Consider the following 25,124-nt stretch of genomic DNA (forward strand, 5'->3'; position numbering starts at 1 on the left):
CTCCTAATGTCTAAAATGTCTCATGCCGGTAAATACCATGGCAATATCATTTTCGTCAGCATATTCTATTGTATCTTTGTCTTTGATTGATCCGCCAGGCTGAATAATTGCCGTTACCCCGTATTTTACAAATTCGGCAATTGAATCTGCAAATGGGAAGAATCCGTCTGACGCAACTACTGCACCTTTAGCTTCTTCTCCAGCCATATCAAGGGCATGTGTTGTTGCAAAGAATCTATTTACATCTCCTATACCGAGACCTAAAGTCATACCATTTTTAACTATTGCTATGGCATTAGATTTAAGGCATTTTACAACTTTATAAGCGAAGATAAGGTCTTTTAATTCGCTTTCATTCGGTTCTCTTTTTGTGACTGTTACCAGTTCATTGTATAGGTCATTGTCCTTTTCTTGAATTAGGATTCCGCCTGAAGCCCTTGTAAAGACAGTGTCGGCTTTTTCTTTTTGTCCCAAAGTGCTTATTTCAAGTACTCTTAGGTTTGGTTTCTTCTTAAATACCTCAACAGCTTCAGTTTCAATTTTTGGAGCTATGATTATCTCCAAGAAAAAGGAAGTCATCTTTTCAGCTAATGCTGCAGTTACAGGTTCATTTAGTACTATTATGCCTCCAAATATGGATTCACTGTCTCCCTCTATGCATTTGTCATAAGCTTCTTCTATATTATCCGATGTTGCTATTGCACATGGGTTCGTATGTTTAATTCCTATCGCGGTCGGTCTATCCATAAAGTCAGTTATAAAGTCAAGTCCAGCAGTTATGTCTAAAATATTGTTATACGATAATGCTTTTCCCTGTATGATTTTTGCATCATTTAAAGTACCGTTAACCGCGTCCGATTTGTAATAGGATGCACATTGATGAGGATTCTCACCATATCTTAGGTCACTGTCTTTTATAAAGTGCATAAATAATTCTTCTGGATTTCCCTCTGCTGTTTCGGACATAAAATAATTAGCTATGGCTATATCATATGCTGCTGTTCTCATAAATGCTTTTTTTGCTAAATTCATTTTAAATTCGATACCTGGGTTAGGGTTGGATTTTAATTCATTTATTACTTCATCGTATTGTTCACTCGATGTCACTATCATAACATCCTTGTAGTTTTTGGCAGCACCTCTAATCATTGAAGGCCCGCCGATATCTATTTTTTCTATGATATCTTGTTTTGTAGCATTGGGGTCTTTTACAGTTTCTTCAAATGGATACAGTATATTAACTACCATATCAATCGGTCTAAGATTATGTTCCGCAATAGTTTTTTGATGCTCTTCTTCTTCTCTTCTGAATAGAATTCCACCAAATACTTGAGGACTTAAGGTTTTAACTCTTCCGTCTAATATCTCGGGAAAACCGGTTATTTCAGTTACGTCTATCGCTTCTATCCCGGCTTCTCTAAGGGTTTTTAAAGTCCCTCCGGTAGATACTATGTCCCAGTCAAGTTTTACTAATTCTTTTACAAAATCTACCAGACCGTCTTTGTAATAAACACTAATCAGTGCAGTTTTCTTCATCATACTCTCATACCCTCCAATTTATTCACATATATCGGCAATGACTCTAGGTAAGAGTCTATGTTCTATTATGTGAATTCTGTTACTTAGACTTTCTATATTGTCGTCATTATATACATTCGTCATTCCTTGGGCAATTATTTCGCCTGTATCACATCCTGTGTCAACATAGTGGACAGTTGCACCCGAGGTTTTGTCTTTTTCTCTTAGGACAGCCCTATGAACATTATCTCCATACATCCCGATTCCTCCATGACGTGGAAGAAGTGCGGGATGGAGGTTAATGATTTTTTGTTCAAATGCATTGACAAACTCAGCAGGGATTACTTTCATAAATCCCGCAAGAATTATCAAGTCAATTTCTTCTTTTAATAGAAGCTCCTTAACTTCCAAATAGTCTCTTTCTTTTGTTTCACCTGTAAATCTTGAAACATGAACCGGAATACCGTGTTTTTTAGCTCTTGTTAAACCGTAAGCCTCAGAATCACTCGATATTACTAGCGAAATGGATGCATTAATTTCTCCTCTTGCTATGCTGTCAATTATAGCTTGAAGATTGGTTCCGCCTCCGGAAATAAATACTGCTAACTTTTTTTTAGGGCTGTTTTTCGTTTCTGATTTCATTATAATACTCCTGTTTATTCAGGTAGGTTTAGTATGTTTATTTTTTCTTCACCTTTTACGATTTCTCCAATTATCGCGTATGCTTCTCCGGCTTTTTCAAGTTCAGCTTTGACTTTTTCCAAATCATTTTTATCAAATACGGCGATTAGTCCCATTCCCATATTAAATGTAGAGTACATTTCAAGAGTAGTCACTCCGCCCCATTCTTTTAACAGGTTGAATATTTCAGGAACGGTATGGTTTTTTAAGTCGATATTTGCACATAAGCCTTCGGGTACTATTCTAGGAATATTCTCATATAGTCCTCCGCCTGTTATATGGATATAGCCATGTACATCAGTTGCGGCGTTTATGGCTTTTACAGCATGATGGTAAATTTTGGTTGGTGTTAATAATTCTTCTCCAAGTGATTTTTCAAGGTTGTCGAATTTTTGGTTTAAGTCAAATCCCATTTTTTCAAAGATGATTTTTCTGATTAATGAAAAACCATTACTGTGAACACCTGACGAAGGTAGTGACAATACTACGTCACCTTCTTTGATCTTTGTACCGTCAATTATTTTGGGTTTTTCTACTACTCCTACTGCAAAACCTGCCATGTCATATTCGTCTTCATTGTAGAAACCCGGCATTTCTGCTGTTTCTCCACCGATTAATGCCATTTCGGAAAGGACACAACCTTCAGCGACACCTTCAACAACTGATGCCATTTTATCTGCATCTAAAAGTCCTGTTGCGATATAATCCAAGAAAAAGAGCGGTCTTGCCCCTTGGCATAATATGTCATTTACACACATAGCTACACAGTCTTGCCCGATGGTATCATGCTTGTCCATCATAAACGCAAGTTTCAATTTTGTTCCTACGCCATCAGTTCCGCTGACCATGACAGGTTCCTTATAGTCTTCAATAGGTAATCTGAAAAGTCCTGAAAACCCGCCTATCGAGGATAATACATTTGAGTTCATAGTTCTTTGAACTATTTTCTTGATTTTCTTTACCTCTTCATATCCCGCTTCCCTATCTACACCTGCTGATTTGTAATCAATTGACATTTTAATCCTCCAATTCTATCGGGTATCTATCGTTGATACATCCGGTACAATATTTGTTTTTATCGCCAAAGGCTTCAAGTAGTTCATCAATTCCAATGTATTCCAAACTGTCTGCTTCAATTATTTCTCTTATCTCTTCAAGATTATGACTTGCTGCAAGCATGTTCCCGGTGACAGACTGGTTTACACCAATTTTACAGTTGTAGAATACCATTGGAGATGCTATACGTACATGTACTGATTTTGCTCCTGCATCTCTAAGCATCTTTACAGTTCGCTTCATAGTAGTACCTCTTACGATTGAGTCATCTACAACCAAGACATCTCTTCCCACTATTACTTCTTTAAGTACATTCAGTTTTATTCTTACTTTATCTATTCTCTTTTCGTAACCCTTCTCGATAAAGGTACGACCTATATATCTGTTTTTGATGATTCCCATTCCGAAAGGTATCTTTGAACCTTCAGCATAACCTATTGCCGCAGTGGTCCCTGAATCAGGTGCTCCAATTACAACATCAGCCTCTATGTCATTGGCTTCTCCCAGAATCTTGCCTGAATTGTATCTCATTCTATAAACGGTAACACCGTTTACTATTGAGTCCGGTCTAGCATAGTATATCCCTTCAAATATACAGGACTTTCTGCAACATGGTTCAAAAATTTGTATGCTTCTCGGGTTTTGATCTTCGATTACGAGCATCTCTCCGGGCTCGATTTCTCTTATGAATTCACCACTTACTGCATCAAAACTGCAGGTTTCACTTGCCAGCATATATCCATTATTAAGACTGCCGAAAACAAGTGGTTTGATTCCGTATCTATCTCTTGACCCTATGAGTATGTCATCTGTCATAAGGATGAGCGCATAAGCTCCTTTAATCATCTTTAGAGTCTCGGATATGGCTTCGATTACATCCCCTTTGTAGTTGAGTGCAATCAGATTGGCTACAACCTCAGTATGCGAGATGTTTTCGTAGTCAACACCTGCTTTATCCACTATCTCTTTTAATTCGTCATAATTTAGCAAAAAACCGTCAAAAACAAGAGCCATTGCACCATGATTATATCCCAATACTTTTGGATCCAATTGCAGTGTAGGTATTTCTTTCTGACTATTGCTGACATGTCCTATCGCAGTTTTTCCTCTTAATAATCTAAGTATGTCCTCATTAAGCACATTGGTAACAAGCCCATGACCTTTCTCATAATCAATATATCCATTATGATCTGATGCTATACCGCATCCATATTCTCCCCTATGCTGAAGTGAATACATTGCGAAATAGGTAATCATTTGGGCATTTTGGTCTTTTACTGATACTCCACAGATTCCGCCCATTAAACTTGACCTCTCTCCGTTCGTAATTTGTTGTCTATTTTAATTATTTTTTCATTCATTTCTTTTTTAAATTCTATAAGTTTGTCGGATATTTCAGGGTATTTAATACCTAAGATTTGCAATGCTAGAATTGCCGCGTTTTCAGCTCCGTTAATTGCTACTGTAGCAACCGGAACTCCTGAAGGCATTTGAACAACTGATAATAAAGAGTCAAGACCATCCATAGTAGATGATTTGATTGGAAGACCTATAACCGGTATAGTGGTTATACCTGCTATAACTCCAGCCAGATGTGCCGCTTTTCCCGCACATGCAATACATACTTCATAACCATTCTCCCTTAACGAAGATGCAAAATCATGTGCAAGCTTTGGTGTTCTATGTGCAGAGATAATTCTCCACTCAACTTCAACACCATATTTTTCTAATAATGCTACCGCTTTTTGTACTACCTCTTTGTCACTTTCACTTCCCATTACAACTGCAACTTTCATAGAAACCCCTCCAAATTGTAATCAAATATAGAATTATAAAAATAAAAAAACAATTACTTTTTACTGATTTTTTATTTCTTTAATATCTCTTATTATACCATAAATAATACCTATAGTTTTTAGACCGGCTATTTGATAACGATTTCTTTTATAATATTATTTATTTTTTTGTTTTCCTATGATTAAAAAAATGTCAGTACATCATAATTACCAAAAACCTGACGCATCTTCCCCTTATTTATTTTAAAAGAATACCAGGTCAGCTATTCTAACAAGGTACAAAGAGGGTCAGGCTTGACTTAATTGACTTTTTCGTATATTCCTGCATGTTGTTTCACTATATAATCGCTTTCGTTAGTTTATTTATCCATTTTATCGTATTTATACTAATTGTCGTTTATCTATTTTTTATTATCTCCACCATTTTTGTCTTATTATTTTATGCTTTTGTTCAGGGTTCTCAAGTATTACTCCTACCAACGATAAATAATGAGTACTACTTATTTCTTATTATTTGGTTTAGCTGCCATTTAAACTATAGAATTCCTTATGGTAAAAAACGCTAATGGAGCTGATTTATTAAAAAATTTAAATTCTATTAGCAGTAGTATGGTTATACTTGATTATGTATATTAATATATTATAGTTTAAATAAGTGTAGCCTGACCCCGTTTGTGACCTCATATCCATGCGAAAAGGAGCTGTTTTGAATAGCTCCTTCTTTGGTTTTATATTCATTTTGGTTGCATTAACTATTTTAGGTTAGACTAGTTAAGCTGAAGCTGTTTTTCTGAAGCAAATAGTGCTTCCACAATAAAGTCGGCGTTTACAATTTCTATGCCTTCGTAGATTGAATCTTCAGCTACTCCATTATGCTGCATGCATGCTGAACATACTGCAATTCTTCCACCTGCTTGCAAGTAAGCATCTAGCAGCTCTCTTACCGGTTTGAATGGTGCACCGATATCAATTTTATCGGCATATCCTTTTGAAGCTAGAGATACGGAGTCTGATAATAATAGAATCACCGTATTTTTTCCGCTCTCTACAGCTTTAACTCCAACCGTAAAAGCAATGGTCACATTGTTTGAGTCTCTCTCGTGAGCAGTTAGTGTAATTAATAAATCAATATTTTGCATTTATACCTCCAAGTATTATTTATATTTAAACCTTCCGGTTTATTAATATCTATACATCGCGGCAACACCCGCAGAAAAATCTGTTAGTTTATCATCAACCAATACTACTTCCCCGTCAGTAAGCATTACATCCTGTACAAGTTTATCTGCATCCAAGACGTCCATGCCTCCGAGATCAAGGTTTATAAAGAGAGATCTTAGCCTTCCGGATTCTGATTCTTTCATGATTTCTTCAATTTTTTCTGATCCTCTTCCTTGAGCTATTTCTGTGTTCAAGTTTTCAATCCTTTTGCTTATCTTGTCGATATATAAAGGAAGAAGTTCATCTTTTAATAGATTTGGTAAATCGTTTAAGTGGATAGAATCAATCGGTTTACTAACCGTTCTGGAGATTTTTAGTGAGTTATTGGCTATGTCTCTAAACTCCGAAACTATCTCAATTGTTCCGAATATCATAATCGGAACATCGCTTTCTTTGAGCATCTCAGAGAGTCCTTTAGCTACGTATCTGAGATATTTAGTAGTTTCTTTTTCTTGTATTTCTGATTTGGATTGATGCCCTTGGAAAGATGCACCTGCAGCTCTGCTTGAGTGTAAATCAGTTTGTATGTCTTTATCGTCAAATAACTCATCAAACTTTTGAATGACATTTGGAGTCTCTACTTCTACAATACCTTCACTGTCTCCGTAAAATAGTTTAAATCTATCTTTTGAAATATCAAGTATATAGGTTTCGTTCAAGAATTCGTAATAGTTCATCAATGGAAGTAGATGAAATCTGTCGCTGATTACTACTCTTTCAGGTACGATACCTTCAAGTTCCAGTACTTCCGTACCTTCTTCTCTAATAAGGACAGCAAGTCCATCGAGTGTTCTTACCCAGAAATCTTGATCTTGATATAATTCAGTAGCTTCTTTTAAGAATTTATCAGTTTTATTGATGTCTAAAAGCTGTTTTAATCCATCTTCTACTTCTGTTAACAGGTTTTTAAATCTTATCCTGTCCTGTTTGTTCTCCGGAGAACTTCTGTGTGTAGGTAGATATATACTTACAAAAACTCCACCTTTCATTTTTGCTAATTTTTCAATATCAGTTCTCTTCATATTGGCTCCCTTCTAATAAACAGTTCAATTTGCAAGAAAATTAGATACATTATTTATATACCCAATTTTTCATATAATACTTTTACTAATTAGTTTATTCTAATTATTTAATGAAATATAATAAAATAAAAAGACAAATGGTATTGAACTTTTACTAATTCAACTTACTCTTCTTTAACAACTTTTATATCCTTCTTAAAATGATTTAAATTTATGCAAGGCGTTTTCTAAATCCTTATCACTTGGTCTTTCCTTATTTATTCCTCCAATAAATCTAAGTGGTCCAAAGGTGTCATAGCCTAAGCATTGAAAAGTCATGTCTATATCCAGCCCCAAATTTTTAAATACTCTCACAGCTTTTTCCATAAATATCTTATTTAATACTCCGCTGGTCAGAATAATCCCAAGCTTTTTGTCTTTTAATTTTTGTGAATTGCTTTCTATAAATTTAATAATCTGTTTCGACATGGAAAATGCATATACTCCGGATGCGAATATTATTCCCTCATAATTATCTAAGTCTTTTGTGTCGGCTTCTTTGATTGAAACACATTCAAAGTTTAGTTCTCTACATAGATGTTTTGCAACTTTTTCAGTATTTCCGTGATGTGCTGAAAAGTAAATTATTAGCGTTTTCATTTCTCTTCCCCCATATTCTTAAATAAAGATTAATGTCCAGGTTATTATATGTATTATACCCATATATGGTGTTTTTACGTTATTAGTAAAAATTAAAAGACTTCCAGGTGTTAAACGGAAGTCTTAAATTATATTTAACTATTTATTTAATTTTATAGATAAGCTTTTATACCAGTATATTTCCTCTATTATCTTTAAATCTGCCGAATAAAATAACTACCGTGTCGATTATCCATCCAAATCCAAATAATCCTGCAGTAAAGAAATATAATATTCCCTTAAGATATCTTCTCACATAGAAGTGATGCACTCCGGAGAATCCGAAAAATAGGCATAGCAGTAATGCCACATACTTATTCTTGTCACTAGGAGTTTTTATGTCAATAGATTTTTTGCGTGGAATTGAATTTTCAAATATTGTATCATTGTATGCAGGTACCGGGTTTGTCGGATTGACAATGTATATATTTGTACTATTATCGGTTACATGATGGTTCGGTCTTTCATAGTTTAATTCTGTTTTACAGTACTCACAAAGTCTAAAACGACTATCATTTTCTGCTCCACAATTTGGACATTTCATATGAATTTACTCCTTTTACTACATTCTTAGTCTAATACAATAGTATCATATACTCATTTAAATTCCAATACTTTGGTTTATTTATTATTCAATTCACAAATTCTATTGAATTCAATAAAAGAAGAAAGTTATCCATATAAAGCTCATAAGCTTTTCATTGCTATTCCACTAATCCTTCGGGCTTCTTTTTGAATTTATAGTAATAGTATATGCAGGCTAAGAATAGGATTATAGCAACAAATGAAGTTCCCTCAGGACCAAACTGGCCCCCTGTAAAGATCTCATTTGTCCCTGTATTGTTAAATTTAAGCATTGAATCACCAATATTTCGACCACTTATATTTTGGCCGAAAATTACTCCTTGCATATAGTTCCAAGCAGCATGTGCAGCTCCTGCATACCAGAGACTGCCGGTTGCGTATACCATAAGAGCAAATACTATTCCAACTAAAAACAGATTTACAACCGAAAAGAAATTTACACCATCATTTGCGAAGTGCAGCACAGCAAAAACTGCTGAAGGTAAGATTATACTTGGTAAAAATCCCCATTTATCTTTGATAACTCTCTGCATTAATCCTCTTGTCAATAGCTCTTCAGTAAAACTCTGAATTCCAAATGCAGGTATATAAATGAGTATATCCAGTAATGGTAAACTGCCTGGACCGACATAAGTTAAGTTTTTAGTTAAAAGTGCAAAAACCATATAGGATACGAATAAAACGGTTCCTGCGACATACCCCAATGCAGTGTTTTTTACTGTATCAGGTCTTTTCATCCAAAGCTTTGACCTATCCAGCTTTAGTACATAACGACTAAATAATAAAATAGTTACTAAAGTAATTATGTCAAAGAATAGAGAGATTTGGTTACCTCGAATAGTATTTATCAAATTATATTTGTTGAATATATAGCCCGATATTAACGATCCAACTAATACACTTAAAAAGAATAGAAAAATAAATAAAATCACTAAACCTAAATCAATATACCATTTTCTTTTCATTTATGTCTCCTGTTGATTAATTTTCATATCATATCATTTATTATTCTAACATACAATTATGTTTAAAATGTGGTTAAGGAGTGTTAAATCGTCGAAAAATGTTGCATTATGATTTTGATGATAGCAAGGGATTAGGGATAAGTATTAAGTATAAAAGTTGGAATTCTTCAAATTCCTTCTTTATGTATCTCTCCCTCAGTCTGCTGTCGCAGACAGCTCACAGGTGGAGTTGGATAGTCGTGTGGGATTGGTCGTGAGTCCAAAATATAACAGTAGAATTCGACTGCCGTCAGATGTAGCCGATAAAAGATCAAACAGATTGATAATCAGATAGCCTCCCTCTGACGAGGGAGGTGGGTCGCCTAAGCGACTCGGAGGGAGAGAAATATAAAAGGCGACATCTTCTCGTTGCTACATTAAACCTCTAACCTCAAACTCAAACATCTATCTTTATAATACGAGAACATGGATTAATTATAACTGAGCAAAAAGCAAACAAACCCTTTTAAAATTGGGTTTGTTTGCCTTTCGGAAGGAAATCGGTGTTTTCCTTTTTATTAAATTCCAACAGTTTTTTGAAGGTTGTGTGTATAATCACTATCTGTATCCATTTTTTCTATGTCTCTTGTGGTTACAATATTTGATCCTGTATTTGCTACATTTTCAATAATTATAGTTCCTATTTTTATAGGCGCTTCCAGCTCTATACTATTAATTTCTTTCATAACGTCAAATATCTTGTCCTTTGGAATTTCGGTGTCTGTCTTAACAGGTACAAGATTTAAAAACCCGTTATGGACTCTGACGGTTGAAGTTATATGCCTCCTGGGATCTGTCATTTCTTGAATGGCATAAACGTCTCCCCTTTTGCATTTACTGCCATTGACGATTATTTCTTCTCCTTCGATTGCTTCAACACTCAATTGGCATCCCATAGGACATACTATACATATGAATTCTCTTTTTGTAATTTTACTCATATTCCTATCACCTCTACTGTTAATTCTTCCTTAAGATCGGCAATTTCTTCCGGTTTTAGTGGTATGTTTATCATTTCAGATGGAATCATAGTTCTCATCTTTTTGCTTTTAATTATTTTATTCCCACTTTTTATCTCTAGGGTGACATTGGAGTATATGTTTTTAGATCTCATATATAGGTTGGCACCGTCTTTTCCGCCACTTATGATTTTGTTGGGTACGATGTATGAGATGCCGTCTAAAGCTTTTGTTTCTATAAGTAATTTATCTTCAGAATCATCAAAACCCTTAATATAATTTGCTGCATTTCTTCCTGCAACTCTACTCTCCTGGGTTACAAAGTCAACTATATCATGGACATGTAGTACATTACCACAACTGAACACACCTTTCATGCTCGTTTCCATATTGGACTTTACACTAGGTCCATTTGTAGTTTTATTAAGTTCAATACCTGCATTTACAGTAAGTTCATTTTCAGGGATTAGTCCTATTGACAATAGTAAGGTATCACATGAAATATGTTCTTCTGTTCCCGGTATCGGGTTCCATTTTTCGTCAACTTTTGATATTGTAACTCCTTCGATTCTATGCTTTCCGTGGATGGTACTGATATTATGACTTAAGTATAGTGGTATTCCATAGTCGTCCAAACATTGGGCTATATTTCTATTTAGTCCACTGGAATGAGTTGATATTTCAACAACACATTTTACTTTTGCACCTTCCAAAGTCATTCTTCTTGCCATGATAAGTCCTATGTCTCCTGAGCCGTAGATTACAACTTCTTTTCCGACCATAAGACCTTCCATGTTAATAAGTCTTTGTGCCATGCCTGCTGTATAGACTCCTGATGGTCTGTATCCACCTATTCCTACAGCTCCTGCTGTTCTTTCTCTACATCCCATGGCAAGAATTATTGACTTTGCTTCTATCATGATAAGGCCGTTATCCGTCATGGCGATAACTTCTTTTTCTTCACTTATTTCAAGTACCATGGTATTTAGCAAATACTCTATATTATTTTCTTTTACTTGTTTTATGAATCTATGGGCATATTCAGGACCTGTCAATTCTTCTTTAAATTCATGAATTCCAAATCCGTTATGAATACATTGATTAAGTATTCCGCCTAATTCCCAATCCCTTTCAATTATAAGGATTGAGTCGATTCCATTTTTTTTGGCTTCAACTGCTGCTCCAAGTCCGGCAGGACCGCCTCCGATGATAACTAAATCGTAGTTTAACATAATTTACTCCTATTTCTTCAAATGCCTAATTACTATTTCAGATCCCAGTAAATCTTTTTTAATTTCTGTCGGATCTACTTTTAATTCCCTAGAAAGTATTTCAAGTACTCTCGGTCCACAAAAACCGCCTTGACATCTTCCCATTCCAGCTCTTACTCTTCTTTTAACACCATCAACCGTCTTGGCTCCCCCCGGTCTATTAATGGCTGCAATTATTTCAGCCTCAGATACATTTTCGCATCTGCAGATTATTTTACCATAGTTCGGATCTTCTTCAACTAGTTTCATCTTTGTTTTTAAATCAGATCTTGCTATTGATGGTATAGAATTTCGTTTAGGATTATAGTTTTTATTAGGCTCAGGATTCATTCCCAATGAAAGTAGTATGTCTTCAACGTATTTTGCTATCGCTGGAGCGGAGGCAAGTCCCGGTGACTCTATTCCTCCACAATGTACTACTCCGTCCATCTTCTTAGATGGATATATCATAAAGTCGCCGGTATTTGGTTTAGCTCTAACTCCGGTAAAAACTCTTATTGTCTTCCTCAAGTCAAGTCCCGGAACTGATTTTCTACCAAGCTCGTCTATTTTCTTAAGCGACTCAGCTTCAGTTGTCGTATCTTCAACTGTAGATACTATATCTGCCGTAGGTCCAATCATGCTGTTACCGTCATATGTCGGCGTTACAAGTACTCCTTTACCTTTCTCCGTAGGTGTTTGAAACATAACTATGTTTAGAAAATCCGCCTTAGTTTTATCTAAGAGCCTATAAACACCCTTTGTAGGTATTATATAAAAGTCGTCATCACCTGCCATATTGGCAACCTTATCAGAATACAGACCAGCAGCATTTATAATGTATTTTGCTTCAAAGTCACGATTATTTGTTTTTACTAATATGGTCTCACCTTTTTTTTCTAGATTTACCACTTCTGTTTCGGTGAAAAGCTCTACCCCATTGTCAATTGCATTTTCGATCATTGCATATGTGTAGTTAAAAGGATCTACAACTCCTGCTGTCTTGCAGTAAAGAGCTCCTACTACATTATCTGCTATCTTAGGTTCTATTTCTCTAGCTCTATCTGCATCGATAATCTCCAGTTCAGGAACTCCATTTTTTATACCTCTATTGTAGAGTTCTTTTATTGTTTCCATTTCATCTTCACTGAAAGCGAGAACTAAAGAACCTGTCTTTTTAAAAGCAAAGTCCAATTCTTCGCTTAATTCGGGGTACATTAAATTGCCCTCGACATTTAATTTAGCTTTTAAAGTACCAGGAATATTATCATATCCACCATGAACTACTGCCGAGTTGGCTTTTGTAGTTTCTTGGCATACTTCAATATTCTTTTCCAATAATGCTATCTTTAGATCATATTTTGATAATCTTCTGGCGATACTGCAACCTATCGCCCCACCACCAATGATTAATATATCGTACATAATTTCCTCCAATTGCAATAAGGTAGTCAAGCTTTTAAACCATTTAATAAAACTCTATTTGACCTTATTGATCTTCTTTATCTAACCATCCCATTGTTCTTTCAACAGCTTTTTTCCAGTATTTATAATTTTTATTTCTGACAGCTTCGTCCATATTCGGTATAAATGTCTTGTCTACAATAAAATCAGTGTATATGTCGTTCATATCTTTCCAGTAACCAACTGCAAGACCTGCAAGGTAAGCGGCTCCAAGCGCTGTTGTTTCCAGAGTCTTTGGTCTATGAACTTCAGTGTTTAACATGTCTGCTTGGAACTGCATTAAGAAATCATTAGCAGATGCTCCACCGTCTACTCTTAAATTCTGTAGATCTATGCCTGCATCTTCTTCCATGGCTTCTATTACATCCTTGGATTGATATGCAAGTGACTCAAGTGTTGCTCTTACAAGATGCTCTCTTTTTGTACCTCTTGTAATTCCAAATATTCCACCTCTTGAATACATATCCCAGTAAGGTGCTCCAAGACCTGTAAATGATGGCACTACATAAACTCCATCAGTATCTTCTATTTTATTTGCATAGTATTCTGATTGAGGTGAATCGTAAACCAGTTTTAATTCATCTCTTAACCACTGAATCGCAGCTCCAGCAATAAATACCGATCCCTCAAGAGCATAAGATACCTTTCCGTCAATACCCCAAGCTATAGTTGTTAATAATCCGTTTTGTGATTTGATAATTTTTTCTCCGGTATTCATTAGTACGAAACAACCTGTTCCATATGTGTTCTTAACCATTCCCGGATAAAAACAAGTTTGACCAAATAGTGCCGCTTGTTGGTCACCTGCTATACCTGATATTGGTATTTCGGCTCCACCATAAGTTTGAGGGTCTGTATGACCATAGATTTCTGAAGAGTTTTTAACTTCAGGAAGCATGGATTTAGGAATATTTAATAGTTCAAGAATTTCATCATCCCATTTCAATTCTCTAATATTGTATAGCATAGTTCTTGGAAGCATTGGAGTAATCTGTTACATGAACTTTACCTCTGGTAAGGTTCCAAACTAGCCAAGTATCGATAGTACCAAAAAGCAGCTCTCCACTTTCAGCTTTTTCTCTGGCACCTTCAACATTATCCAATATCCAAGCTATTTTGGTTCCTGAAAAGTAAGCATCCACGACTAAACCTGTTTTTTCTCTGATTTTGTCTTCCCAGCCTTCATTTTTCAGTTTCTCACAGTAGTTGGCCGTTCTTCTACATTGCCATACTATTGCGTTGTATATCGGCTTTCCGGTGTTTTTGTCCCAAACGACAGTTGTCTCTCTTTGGTTTGTTATTCCAATTGCTGCTATTTGATCAGGTCTGATGCCTGCCATTTCAAGAACTTCTCTTGCTACCCCACTCTGTGATCCCCAAATTTCCATAGGATCATGCTCAACCCAACCAGGTTTTGGGTATATTTGTTGAAATTCTTTTTGAGATACTTTTATTATTTCTCCCTCTTTATTGAAGATTATTGCTCTGGAACTTGTCGTCCCTGCGTCAAAAGATAGTACATATTTTTCTGTCATTTTTTCCTCCTCATATTAGATTCCGACTAAAATATTGCTGTAAATACGAATGCTCCAAGTACTCCGCCAAGTATAGGACCAACTATCGGTACTATTGCATATCCCCAGTTTGGATCTTTCTTACCTCCTACCGGTAAGAAACTGTACGCTATTCTAGGTCCTAAGTCCCTAGCCGGATTAATTGCATATCCTGTTGCTCCACCTGCAGATACCCCAAGTGCCACAATTAGTAATGAGATTGCAAATGGTCCAATACCTGCACTCAATTCGTTAGCATTGATAGTTAATATACCCAGTACCAGGAAGAAGGTACCAATCATTTCAGATAAAATGTTTCTCGGTTTATTGTCGATTGCCGGACCTGTCGCAAAAATACCCAATTTGTCTTCGTTTGTTTCTCTCCAGTGTGGTGAGTATACCAAGTAAACTAAAACTGATCCCATTATCGCACCAAGCACTTGTGCAATTATGTACCCGGGTACCAAACTCCAGTTTAAATCTCCAATAGATGCCATCGCAATTGTAACCGCAGGATTTAAGTGAGCTCCGCTTATATTACCTACTGCATATACCCCAAGCATAACTCCAAGACCCCAACCAAAAGTAATCGTCAACCAACCTGCATTTTTTGAGTAAGATTTGTTTAAGTTTACAGAAGCATTTACTCCTACCCCAAAAAATATCAAGATCATCGTTCCTACAAATTCTGCCAAATATAAAGACATATTATATCCCCCTTAGTTTATATTATAAATTTATTGCAATAAATTATAAACACATAAACATATAAAAAAGAGTATAAAAATTTGGTTTGAACCAAACTCTTATACTCTACATTCAAATTTTAAAATTATTATTTAGTTTTTATTGAAAACGATAACACAGATTTCTAAAAAATATGAATACGTTTTTATGTATCAAAAATATATTCATTCGCAATGACAATTTATTCTATATGTTTTTCATTATATTAGAACAATAAATTAATGTCAAGTGATTTTTGAAAATTATTTCTTAATCTAAAATAAGATCGCTACAAGATGTTGAAATTGCAGATGCTCCACTATTTAGTATTTCATATCCCTCTTGCCTTTCAGTAATTAAACCCCCTGCAATTATTACTAATTTAGGAAATCTCGACTTTAGTTCTATAATTACCTTCGGTAAATATGCCGGCATAATTTCTATTGCATCCGGATCTAGTCCATTTTTTAAATTATCAATGAGTATATTTTTTGATTTCGAATCCACTAAAAAAGTCCGATGTATAACTCGAATATTTAGCTGATTAGCAACTTTAACCAGATTGGATTTTGTTGTAATGACACCACACTTTCTATTGAAAGTATTGGCAATATAATCAACTACAGCCGGCGTGCTTGTCATACCATTGACCATATCGATATGTAAAAAAGGAAACTTACCATGTTCTATGAGTTTTTCAACTCTACTTTTTACATTTGCAATATTTGCATCCAGTAAAAAAACTACCTCATCCTCGCTCTTTAAAGCTATCTTATATGTCTCTTCATCAGTTATTGCTATAATTATCGGATTGTCTTCCAATTTCAGCTTTAACTCTTCTCTTCTCAGCATTTAATCACCTACTTTTATTTTATAATTTAATTTTAATTTCTAGAAAACGTTTTATCAATTGCTGATTTGAACAGATACTGTTAATGAGTTTGTAGAAATTAGTGTACAATCCAATTTTTATGATATATACGATTTATTATTTGATTATATGTACTCCATTCTAGATTGTCAAGTTGTTATATATTATAAATATGTATTGTCTTCATTATCTTTTGTAAAACTTTGACATAATAATATTTAATTGTATGTGCTTTATGTAAAAATATTTTTTGCTTTTTTCGTCCCTTTTCGACCTGAAAGAATCAATAACACGCAATTTTTTAATTTTTAAAAGTTCAAATACGAACTTATTATCTTGACTAATGAGATGAAGTATTATAATATTATTGATAATTGTTATCATGTGTTAAGAAATTTTTATAATTTAGTTTTTGTACCAAATGTTTTTAATTTACTGATAAAAAATAAATCATAAAAGGAGTTGGTTAAAATAAATTCATCCATAAGAAATAATCATGAAAAAAACATAAAAAACGCTTATAAAAAGAGCATTTCCATCTATGATGAAATATTAGTTGGAAGAAAATGGTGGAGCAAATTATACTTAACTACTTTTTGGGGCGGAATAAGCGATATGGACATAGCCATAGAATTATTAAACAGAATCCCAAAAGATTTTACCGGCAAAATATTAGACATACCCGTTGGCACAGGAGTGTTTACAAGTAATTATTATAAAAATCTTAAAAATGCCATTTTAGTCGGAGTTGATTACAGTTTAGATATGCTTGATAAATGTAGAGAAAACATGAAACATAATTCCGTACTCATAGAGCTATTTCAAGGAGATGTTGGAGCATTAGAATTTGAAGATGCAAGCTTTGATCTTCTAGTATCAATGAACGGATTCCATGCATTCCCCGATAAAGAGAAAGCTTATGATACAGTACTTAGAGTTTTAAAGCCGGGCGGAAGATTTTTAGGTTGTTTCTATATTAAAGACCAATTACGAACAGGTGATTTTATAGTTAATAATTTCCTGGCTCCTAAAGGATGGTTCTCTCCTCCTTTTGAAACAAAAGAAAGTTTACTTAATAGACTAAGCCGCGATTATGAATTAATATGGCATGTGGTAAATGGATCAATAATTAGTTTTGAATGTGTTAAGAAGTAAATTGGAAGTCGTGTGCTGGAGGTAGCGACGAAAAGATGTCGCTTTATGTTTTTTAGGCTCCATCTGACGGCAGTCGAATTCTACTGTTATATTTTGGACTCACGACCAATCCCACACGACTATCCAACTCCACCTGTGAGCTGTCAGCAGTGCTGACTGAGGGAGAGATATAAAAAAAAGGAATTCAAAGAATTCTACTGCTATATTTTGAACTCACGACCAATCCCACACGACTATACAACTCCACCGGTAAGCTATCAACTCAGTTGACTGAGGGAGAGATATAATACGAAGAATTTGAAAAATTCAACCTTTATATTTCAACTTATCTCTTACAACTATTAGACTCACGACCTATCCCACACAACTACCCCATAAAAAAACTTAAAACATCTCTTTTGTTTTATACAACCGGGAATTTTAGTACGATTTCAAAGCCGTTTCCTTTTGTTGACGATGGATCTACTTCTACTTCAATATTTAGCATTTCGGCGTATTTCTTGACCAGATATAGTCCAATTCCAGTTGCGCTTTGTCTGTTTGGATGGGTTCCTGTAAATCCTTTGTCGAAAATAAATGGTAGATCTTGTTTTGGCACGCCGCTTCCATTGTCTTTGATTGAAAGATGAATTTTACTCTCCGGTTCACCAGTCATATAGCTTTTTAGTTTTATTATTCCCTTATCCTGAGATGTGTATTTAACGGCATTACTGATTATCTGAGATAGGATAAATTTCAAGATTTTTTCATCGCTTGTAATTTTAAAAGATATTAATTCATTTTCAATTTTTATGTTTTTCTCTTCAATGATTCCACGAAAATCTTCCAGGCTTTCTATTACGCTGTCTTTTATATCCATCTTAGTAAATTTATAATCCATATGATCAGCTTGAAGTCTTGCATAATAGAGGATACGATCTACATCATTTACTATGGTTTGGCGTACATAATCCATTCTATCATAGACATAATCAGACATTTCGTCCCTTCGATTGTCCAGGACAAGTGTTGCAAGTGATATTGGAGTTTTTATCTCATGAGTCCATGCTTCTATGAATTCCTTGTAATTTATCAAATCCGTTTTAGTTTCTACGATTGTTTTAGATTGCTCTCTAAGTTTATTTGAGATTTGCTTTATTGTTGGATGCCAAGTCTCATTTATTATGTTTAATAATTCACTTTCAGATTTATCTTCAGGATTATTTATAAATAATTGTATCATCCGAATTTTTTGTTTTTCTTTTCTAATTTCAAACCATATTCCAAATATTAATATAATGACAGAAAATAGTATTATTGAAGTGATTACACTCCAAAATCCTCTAGGACTAGTTATCCATGTTATTATAAGCATGAATATATCGGTTAGTATCAGTAGGATTATCCAGTTTTTATCAACAACTATTTTGTTTTTATCACCTGTCATTTTCTTGCACCTCTAGTTTATAACCCTTCCCTCTAATGGTTTTAATTATTTTACTTGCTCCGATATTATTCAAACTCCCTCTAAGCCGCGTCATGTTTACTTGGAGGATGTTTTCATCTACAAACTCTTCCGTGCCCCAAAGTCCTTGAAATATTTTTTCTTTTGTAACCTCGTTAGGATATGATTCCATAAGTATTTTTAGTAGTTTTCCTTCTGTTTCAGATAATATAATATATGAATTCCGGTAAATCAATTTATATGTATCGATATCCAGCACATATTCTCCTACTTGGATCATACTTTTTACCTTACCATAGTTTTGAAGAAGTCGTTCTACTCTTGCGATTAATCTTTCAGGATTGCACGGTTTTGTTAGAAAATCATCTGCACCCAGCCCAAGTGCATGTAATTCATCGGACAGTGTATCTCTGGAGGTAAGTATCAGTATCGGAAAGGACGATCTGGCTTTTAACCATTTACATAATTCAAATCCTGATTTATTGGGCAGGTTAATGTCCAGTATTGCAAGATCCGGTTCGAAACGTAAAATTTCAGTCTCAGGCGCATCAAAGGAAGAGATGCTACCTGTGGTATATCCCTTCCTTTCAAAAATATTGACAAGTTCTTCTCGCAGATAAATATCATCTTCAATAATAATGATTTTACTCAACGATTACACCTCTTTTTATCATTTCCAATTCCCTTATTTCTTTATCACTTGCTCTTTCAACCATATAGATGTATATACACTCTATTATTATAAACGATATTGCCGTAATAGTGATAAATATTATAATCGGTTTAATAGGAGTTCCATAAGGAAGTCTTAGAAAACTTACAAACATCGACCATACTCCGAATATTGTATTAAATATGGCGAGTGTTATTGCAATGCCAAAGAATATCCTAATCTGTGATCTGGCTGATTTACTTAGCTCTACAACGGTCGCTCCCATTTTTAGAAGTGTTATATATCTATGCTTGTCAGTTCTTTGTTGAATCAGGTATTTTATCCCTATAACGGTATTTGCTATAACCATAAATAGTGCACCTAAATAAAGCGTGATATATCCGGCTGTTACTGCGTAAAAAATCTTTCGGCTGGCTCCCCTTAATAAGTCTCCATACACTAAATCCTTACCATCCAGTATTTTATCCATTTTGTCACTTATTTCAAAATAACCTAATTTTTCGACCATATCTTTTTTTAATATTATATTCCAGCAATAAGGTTCATTTGAGTCAGCCCATTTTTTATAATCTTCATCAGTAACAATAAATGATCCCAATAGTGTTAATTCCCTATCTGCAAATAATCTATGATGTCTTACCTTTGGGATAACATCGTATCTTTGACCATCTATAGTTACATATACACCTTTATCTAAACCTAAGTTCATCATTTCTATTATGCCCGCTCTCTCTACGAAAGAAGTATAAAAAGCAACTTGGTTTGATTCCAGTTTTAGCGGATCTTCACCAATAGTTTTAAGTAATTGATTGTATGTCGAGAGTGAAATTACATAGTCTCCGGTTTTGTCTTTAAATCTTTGTAAATAACTTTCGTCCTCTTTGCCAGTGGATATCTTTGAAAATACCTCAGCTGTATTACCCCATGTAAAATCAATGGAATTTTCTCTTTTGCTTAATATTTCACCTTCTAAATCGTAGGTATTCGTTCTCATTTGACTTGCATAAACAGGATAATATTCGCTTACTATGGATTTTGCTTCGTCAGTATTAAGTGCCTCTCTAATATTTTCTTCAGTTCCATAAACAGAATAATCAACTGTTCTTTCCGGTGCTACTACTTGTGATAATACTATGCTAATCCCAAAGGATACACATGCAATTGCGATAAATAATAGTAGTGAAGATATGGCTAGCGCTTTATACTGATGTATTACATGTTCTTGTATCTGTCTTCCTGTAAATGTATACAGACCGGAATTTGAAGAGCTGTTTTTTCTTATATGATGCCCTATTAATTCACCAAGTCCACGGAAGAATAGAAAGGTTCCTGCAATTCCCAGTATTATTATGGGTAGAAATAATGTAAAATTCGTTTTCAACCTGCTAATTCCCAAAAAATACGCAGTTATTAGAACCAATATCCCAATAAATAAATATATTTTGCTACTTTTTCTTTTTGCAGTCTCTTGTCTTTCCGGTGAATCTGAATCCATAAGTTCTTTAGGATCTTTTTGGGTTATCTTAATGCTCAAAATCAACATTGCCATTACTTGAATGATTACAAAGCCGGCTACTGTTCCAAGTATTGCAAAACTAGAAAAAGTTATACTATGTCCAATTATTCCAAAGCCAATTATCTTAGCAGTTACCAAGCTTATTAACTCCGTCAGTAATATTGTTATCGGTAATCCAATTATCAATGATATAATACTATTTACTAAAGTTTCCCCCATTAACATCCCGAACAAGGTAATTCTCTTCATACCATGCATCAAATATAGTCCAAATTCTTTTTTTCTATTGTCCAATTGATAACTATACGCAAAGTAAACGAGGAAGAAAACGAAGAATAGTGAAACTATATATACTATTGGAATTAAGCTTAGTAGTTTCTGTACGGCATCACTTTCAAATTTTCTTAAAAACTTAATCACATCTTGATCACCGAGTGACAATAGAGTGTAGAAAGCAATTATAGCAATTATAAGCGAGCCAAAAAACAAGCCGTTATTCTTGCGGTTTTTAATGACATTACGTCTTATATATTTAAAGAACATTTGCACTTCCACCTCCAAGTTGTGCCATTACAGTTACAATACGCTCGTAAAACTTCTCATTGGTTTCAGTATCAATATTCTTTCTAAGTTCGTGAACCTGCCTTCCATCCTGAATAAAAAGTATCCTGGAGCAGTAACATGCTGCATTTGCGTTATGCGTAACCATCATGATTGTTTTTTGGTTTTGTTTATTTATTGCAGATAGTTTTTCCATAAGTATCCTGGAGTTTTTGCTGTCCAATGCCCCCGTAGGTTCATCAGCCAAAACAATACTCGGATTTGAAATTAGTGCTCTTGCTGCAGCTACTCTTTGCTTCTGTCCACCGGACATCTGCGATGGAAACTTTCGTAATACTTCAACTATATCCAATAGTTTAGCAATTTCTCTAAGTTTATCTTCCGCTTGTAATCCCGTTAAACCATGTAACAAAAGTGGTAATGTGATATTTTCACTTGCAGTTAAATTGTCTAGGAGTTCAAATTCTTGGAAAATATAACCTATTTCATTTCCTCTGTAATCTGCCAACTCACTTCCTTTAAAAGTAGATATATCCTTACCTTCCATAAGAATTTTCCCGGATGTCGGTTTAATCATGGTTGATATACAGTTTAGGAGAGTAGTTTTCCCTGAACCGCTCGGTCCCATGATTCCGAGAAATTCTCCTTCCAGTACATCAAAGCTTATTCCTCTAAGGGCTTCCGTTCTGTTCTCACCTTTACCATAGTTTTTTGTAATATTTTCAACTTGCAAAACTCTTTTCGTGTTCATGTTTTACTCCCCCCTTAATGTACTTTTATTATAACTTGATTAAATGGAGAATAACACTTACAGATGGTGTAAGGTTATGAGGTATTAATGTAAACTGCAAATACAAAAGTCAATTTACTCACACCCGGTTAAATATTGGAGCTTTCTTTTATGATATGAACCTATAATAAACTATTCTGATTCTAGCATTTTTAGAGCCTTTAGCTTTTTCAAATACTCCTTTTCCATCTGCTCTTTTTTGTCTGCACTTATTTCACCGGATAGTTGAGAAATTAAGCTCGATATCTCAATTTCCAATATCATCTTTACCTCCTCATTATTCCTATCTAATTGGTTTGGTTTAACCAGTATAGACTCTTTGTATTGGCTGTAGTTACCGCTGAACTGTTTAATCTTTTTATCTTTTATTATTAGAAGTTCATCTGCTACTTTATCAATAAACCTCACATCATGTGACACGATGAGAACTGTTCCATCATAGTTTACGAGTAGTTCTTCGATTACTTCCATACTGCTAATGTCCAAGTAATTAGTAGGTTCATCCAAGATAAGGAAGTTTATATCTTCCAAGATTATCTTAGCAAAAGAGACTTTTACCCTTTCCCCACCGCTAAGAATACTAAGTCTTTCATGAACCACATCACCTCTTATAAGTAGTCTTGCCAGGATTAATCTTGAAAAATCCATGCCATGGATGTTGTTTTCCATTACATTTTCCAATATCGTCTTGTTCTCATCCAAAATGGACATGGATTGGCTAAAATATCCAAATTTCACACCCTTACTGATCTTTATATTTTCACTATTTAAAATCATGTTAATAAGCGTAGTCTTTCCGCTTCCATTAGGTCCTATCAACGCAACTTTTTTTCCATTATAGATACTGAAACTTGAATCATTAAAGATTTGTACATTGCCGAAATACTTATTAATCCTACTACCTGACACCAAAATCTTTGAATAGGGTTGAGAATTTTCTAAAAGTTTAATCTTTATAGTACTTTCTTCTTTTGGTTTTTCTTTAACTTCTAATTGATTTATTCTACTTTGGATGGCTTTTGCAGAATTTTCCATCTTTTTTTTATTGGATTGTCCACCCATTTTATGGAGTCTTGCTTCAGAATTTCCCATTCTCTTAGGTACTTTTCGTATTTTTCCGGACTTTTCTTTTATATTTCTTTTTACTTCTGTTAATCTGTTTTTTTCTTTTATAAATTCATTATATTCAAATTCACTTCTTATTAGTTCTGCTTCCTTAAGCGACAAATACATACTGTAATTTCCATTGTAAAGCTTGCATTTTCCATGGTCTATTTCAAGTATTTTATTGCATACACTGTCTAGAAAATGCCTATCATGAGATACAACTAATATTGTCTCGCTGAAAGCTTTAAATTTTTTAATTATCAAATCTATACCGTCAATATCTAAATTGCAGGTTGGTTCATCAACTAATAGTAGATTGGGTTTGGATTGAAAGCCTTCCGCAAGTTTAAATCTAGTTTTCTCTCCACCACTCATATTATCTTTCCATACATTATCTACTTGAAATATAGATTTATATTCACCGCTGATAGTCTTATTCATAGGTTCTCCCAATTGAGATACATACTTTGTGTTTTTATCACAAACTATGAGATTTCCACTATCATACTCCATCTTTCCAATAATTATTTCCAGTAGTGTGGTTTTTCCCACCCCATTTACGCCTACTATTCCTATTTTATCTCCTTGAAAAACTTTCAGTTCGTCTATATCAAGTAATAATCTATCTCCAAAATACTTCTTTAATTTATTTATTTTAATTAATAGCATAAAAAATCCCCCTTATACAGTAAGAGAGGATAGTAATCATAGTTAAATATAAAATTGTACACAAAGGTACCCTAATACAAACTATCCACTCATAAAATAGGCATAAGAATACAAGGCATGTTTCTAGTCCTGTATTTTCTGCTCTTTAGTTTACTAATGGATTATCTGTACATTATTCTGAATAGTTCTCCTTTGTAATTTGGATTTGATAGATAGTATATTTCTACTAAAGATTATTATATCATTAATACGGCTTATAGTCGAGATTCATTATTAACAAGTCTCTTTTATTAAGATTTTGGATAATAAATTTAGAACTTCACGACACTTCTTCGTTTATTATAGAGTCAATTAAATAATGTACAATTTACAATCTGAGATAATAGAATTTGGCTAAAGTAATTGCAGCCTGAGTTTTCTCTCCCTCCGAGTTTGTTTCACAAACCCACCTCACATGTTTAGATGTGAGAAGTTAGAGGTTTGAAGTTAGATTTTAGAAGTAGCGACTTGAAGATGTCGCCTTTTGTATTTCTCACCCTCCGAGTTTGCTTCGCAAACCCACCTCCCTCGTCAGAGGGAGGCTCTCAAAGACTTATTTCATATCAAAATGTCATATACATAAATAACAAATGGAAAAGGTAAAGTTCTCATGGTTTCGACTCCTTTTCCAAATGGAGCCGATAAAAGAACGAACTGATTGGCAATCACTTAGCCTCCATCTGACGAGGGAGGTGGGTCGCCTAAGCGACTCGGAGGGAGAGATTTTTAAATGAAGGAATTCACAGAATTCCAACTGTTATACTCATACACACCTTCATCTACTAA

At 34.4% G+C, this 25,124-nt stretch carries 21 protein-coding genes and 1 pseudogene; 1 reads left to right on the forward strand and 21 read right to left on the reverse strand.

The annotated features are described in order from the left end of the window. Positions 1-3: 3 nt before the first annotated feature. From purH to VZL98_06790, 16 genes and pseudogenes are all read right to left on the reverse strand, one after another. On the reverse strand, positions 4-1,539 hold the full coding sequence (purH, locus tag VZL98_06715; protein WVH62395.1) for a bifunctional phosphoribosylaminoimidazolecarboxamide formyltransferase/IMP cyclohydrolase: 1,536 nt from the start codon (positions 1,537-1,539) through the stop codon (positions 4-6). An 18-nt stretch (positions 1,540-1,557) separates the two neighbouring features. Next, positions 1,558-2,160 carry a phosphoribosylglycinamide formyltransferase gene (purN, locus tag VZL98_06720; protein WVH62396.1) on the reverse strand — a complete coding sequence of 201 codons (603 nt, stop codon included), beginning with the start codon at positions 2,158-2,160 and terminating at the stop codon, positions 1,558-1,560. Positions 2,161-2,174: 14 nt separating this feature from the next. Then, the gene (purM, locus tag VZL98_06725) at positions 2,175-3,215 is read right to left on the reverse strand and encodes a phosphoribosylformylglycinamidine cyclo-ligase (protein WVH62397.1); all 1,041 of its coding nucleotides are present in this window, start codon (positions 3,213-3,215) and stop codon (positions 2,175-2,177) included. Between the two features lies 1 nt (position 3,216). Then, positions 3,217-4,557 carry an amidophosphoribosyltransferase gene (gene purF / locus VZL98_06730; protein WVH62398.1) on the reverse strand — a complete coding sequence of 447 codons (1,341 nt, stop codon included), beginning with the start codon at positions 4,555-4,557 and terminating at the stop codon, positions 3,217-3,219. After that, positions 4,557-5,051 carry a 5-(carboxyamino)imidazole ribonucleotide mutase gene (gene purE, locus VZL98_06735; protein WVH62399.1) on the reverse strand — a complete coding sequence of 165 codons (495 nt, stop codon included), beginning with the start codon at positions 5,049-5,051 and terminating at the stop codon, positions 4,557-4,559. The genes purF and purE overlap by 1 nt, the downstream gene beginning before the upstream one ends. A 767-nt stretch (positions 5,052-5,818) precedes the next feature. Beyond that, the gene (locus VZL98_06740; GenBank protein WVH62400.1) at positions 5,819-6,190 is read right to left on the reverse strand and encodes a DsrE family protein; all 372 of its coding nucleotides are present in this window, start codon (positions 6,188-6,190) and stop codon (positions 5,819-5,821) included. 42 nt (positions 6,191-6,232) lie between these two features. Beyond that, complete coding sequence (locus VZL98_06745) at positions 6,233-7,294, reverse strand: hypothetical protein (protein ID WVH62401.1); 1,062 nt, start codon at positions 7,292-7,294, stop codon at positions 6,233-6,235. Between the two features lie 195 nt (positions 7,295-7,489). Then, the gene (locus VZL98_06750) at positions 7,490-7,933 is read right to left on the reverse strand and encodes a flavodoxin domain-containing protein (protein WVH62402.1); all 444 of its coding nucleotides are present in this window, start codon (positions 7,931-7,933) and stop codon (positions 7,490-7,492) included. A gap of 166 nt (positions 7,934-8,099) precedes the next feature. After that, the gene (locus VZL98_06755) at positions 8,100-8,516 is read right to left on the reverse strand and encodes a TM2 domain-containing protein (GenBank protein WVH62403.1); all 417 of its coding nucleotides are present in this window, start codon (positions 8,514-8,516) and stop codon (positions 8,100-8,102) included. Between the two features lie 160 nt (positions 8,517-8,676). Then, entirely contained in the window at positions 8,677-9,522 is an 846-nt protein-coding gene (locus VZL98_06760; protein ID WVH62404.1) for a type II CAAX endopeptidase family protein, read from the reverse strand. A gap of 557 nt (positions 9,523-10,079) precedes the next feature. Next, entirely contained in the window at positions 10,080-10,502 is a 423-nt protein-coding gene (locus tag VZL98_06765; GenBank protein ID WVH62405.1) for a DUF1667 domain-containing protein, read from the reverse strand. After that, positions 10,499-11,752: an FAD-dependent oxidoreductase gene (locus tag VZL98_06770; protein WVH62406.1), complete on the reverse strand. Its 1,254-nt coding sequence runs from the start codon at positions 11,750-11,752 to the stop codon at positions 10,499-10,501. The genes VZL98_06765 and VZL98_06770 overlap by 4 nt, the downstream gene beginning before the upstream one ends. Before the next feature lie 9 nt (positions 11,753-11,761). Continuing rightward, positions 11,762-13,195: an NAD(P)/FAD-dependent oxidoreductase gene (locus VZL98_06775; GenBank protein ID WVH62407.1), complete on the reverse strand. Its 1,434-nt coding sequence runs from the start codon at positions 13,193-13,195 to the stop codon at positions 11,762-11,764. Between the two features lie 64 nt (positions 13,196-13,259). Further along, a pseudogene (glpK, locus tag VZL98_06780) lies at positions 13,260-14,769 on the reverse strand (glycerol kinase GlpK). A gap of 26 nt (positions 14,770-14,795) precedes the next feature. Then, entirely contained in the window at positions 14,796-15,494 is a 699-nt protein-coding gene (locus VZL98_06785; protein ID WVH62408.1) for an MIP/aquaporin family protein, read from the reverse strand. A 289-nt stretch (positions 15,495-15,783) separates the two neighbouring features. Next, entirely contained in the window at positions 15,784-16,365 is a 582-nt protein-coding gene (locus VZL98_06790; GenBank protein WVH62409.1) for a glycerol-3-phosphate responsive antiterminator, read from the reverse strand. A gap of 481 nt (positions 16,366-16,846) precedes the next feature. On the opposite strand from VZL98_06790, the gene VZL98_06795 reads away from it, so the two are divergent. After that, positions 16,847-17,539: a class I SAM-dependent methyltransferase gene (locus tag VZL98_06795; protein WVH62410.1), complete on the forward strand. Its 693-nt coding sequence runs from the start codon at positions 16,847-16,849 to the stop codon at positions 17,537-17,539. 403 nt (positions 17,540-17,942) lie between these two features. On the opposite strand, the gene VZL98_06800 is transcribed toward VZL98_06795, so the two are convergent. From VZL98_06800 to abc-f, 5 genes are all read right to left on the reverse strand, one after another. Further along, a complete protein-coding gene (locus VZL98_06800; GenBank protein ID WVH62411.1) occupies positions 17,943-18,965 on the reverse strand; it encodes a HAMP domain-containing sensor histidine kinase in 1,023 nt (340 codons plus the stop codon). Beyond that, entirely contained in the window at positions 18,955-19,635 is a 681-nt protein-coding gene (locus VZL98_06805; protein ID WVH62412.1) for a response regulator transcription factor, read from the reverse strand. The genes VZL98_06800 and VZL98_06805 overlap by 11 nt, the downstream gene beginning before the upstream one ends. Continuing rightward, positions 19,628-21,715, reverse strand: coding sequence for an ABC transporter permease (locus VZL98_06810; GenBank protein WVH62413.1), 2,088 nt, complete (start codon positions 21,713-21,715; stop codon positions 19,628-19,630). The genes VZL98_06805 and VZL98_06810 overlap by 8 nt, the downstream gene beginning before the upstream one ends. Next, positions 21,705-22,484: an ABC transporter ATP-binding protein gene (locus VZL98_06815; GenBank protein WVH62414.1), complete on the reverse strand. Its 780-nt coding sequence runs from the start codon at positions 22,482-22,484 to the stop codon at positions 21,705-21,707. Before VZL98_06815 ends, VZL98_06810 begins: the two co-directional genes overlap by 11 nt. Before the next feature lie 171 nt (positions 22,485-22,655). After that, a complete protein-coding gene (gene abc-f, locus VZL98_06820; GenBank protein WVH62415.1) occupies positions 22,656-24,299 on the reverse strand; it encodes an ABC-F type ribosomal protection protein in 1,644 nt (547 codons plus the stop codon). Positions 24,300-25,124: the final 825 nt, after the last annotated feature.

The organism is Peptoniphilaceae bacterium AMB_02, assembly GCA_036321625.1.
In the GTDB taxonomy this organism is placed as follows: domain Bacteria; phylum Bacillota; class Clostridia; order Tissierellales; family Peptoniphilaceae; genus Microaceticoccus; species Microaceticoccus formicicus.

Coding starts and splice junctions, on each gene's coding strand:
- purH (WVH62395.1), bottom strand. CDS start 1,539: ATGATGAAGAAAACTGCACTGATTAGTGTTTATTACAAAGACGGTCTG.
- purN (WVH62396.1), bottom strand. CDS start 2,160: ATGAAATCAGAAACGAAAAACAGCCCTAAAAAAAAGTTAGCAGTATTT.
- purM (WVH62397.1), bottom strand. CDS start 3,215: ATGTCAATTGATTACAAATCAGCAGGTGTAGATAGGGAAGCGGGATAT.
- purF (WVH62398.1), bottom strand. CDS start 4,557: ATGGGCGGAATCTGTGGAGTATCAGTAAAAGACCAAAATGCCCAAATG.
- purE (WVH62399.1), bottom strand. CDS start 5,051: ATGAAAGTTGCAGTTGTAATGGGAAGTGAAAGTGACAAAGAGGTAGTA.
- VZL98_06740 (WVH62400.1), bottom strand. CDS start 6,190: ATGCAAAATATTGATTTATTAATTACACTAACTGCTCACGAGAGAGAC.
- VZL98_06745 (WVH62401.1), bottom strand. CDS start 7,294: ATGAAGAGAACTGATATTGAAAAATTAGCAAAAATGAAAGGTGGAGTT.
- VZL98_06750 (WVH62402.1), bottom strand. CDS start 7,933: ATGAAAACGCTAATAATTTACTTTTCAGCACATCACGGAAATACTGAA.
- VZL98_06755 (WVH62403.1), bottom strand. CDS start 8,516: ATGAAATGTCCAAATTGTGGAGCAGAAAATGATAGTCGTTTTAGACTT.
- VZL98_06760 (WVH62404.1), bottom strand. CDS start 9,522: ATGAAAAGAAAATGGTATATTGATTTAGGTTTAGTGATTTTATTTATT.
- VZL98_06765 (WVH62405.1), bottom strand. CDS start 10,502: ATGAGTAAAATTACAAAAAGAGAATTCATATGTATAGTATGTCCTATG.
- VZL98_06770 (WVH62406.1), bottom strand. CDS start 11,752: ATGTTAAACTACGATTTAGTTATCATCGGAGGCGGTCCTGCCGGACTT.
- VZL98_06775 (WVH62407.1), bottom strand. CDS start 13,195: ATGTACGATATATTAATCATTGGTGGTGGGGCGATAGGTTGCAGTATC.
- VZL98_06785 (WVH62408.1), bottom strand. CDS start 15,494: ATGTCTTTATATTTGGCAGAATTTGTAGGAACGATGATCTTGATATTT.
- VZL98_06790 (WVH62409.1), bottom strand. CDS start 16,365: ATGCTGAGAAGAGAAGAGTTAAAGCTGAAATTGGAAGACAATCCGATA.
- VZL98_06800 (WVH62411.1), bottom strand. CDS start 18,965: ATGACAGGTGATAAAAACAAAATAGTTGTTGATAAAAACTGGATAATC.
- VZL98_06810 (WVH62413.1), bottom strand. CDS start 21,715: ATGTTCTTTAAATATATAAGACGTAATGTCATTAAAAACCGCAAGAAT.
- VZL98_06815 (WVH62414.1), bottom strand. CDS start 22,484: ATGAACACGAAAAGAGTTTTGCAAGTTGAAAATATTACAAAAAACTAT.
- abc-f (WVH62415.1), bottom strand. CDS start 24,299: ATGCTATTAATTAAAATAAATAAATTAAAGAAGTATTTTGGAGATAGA.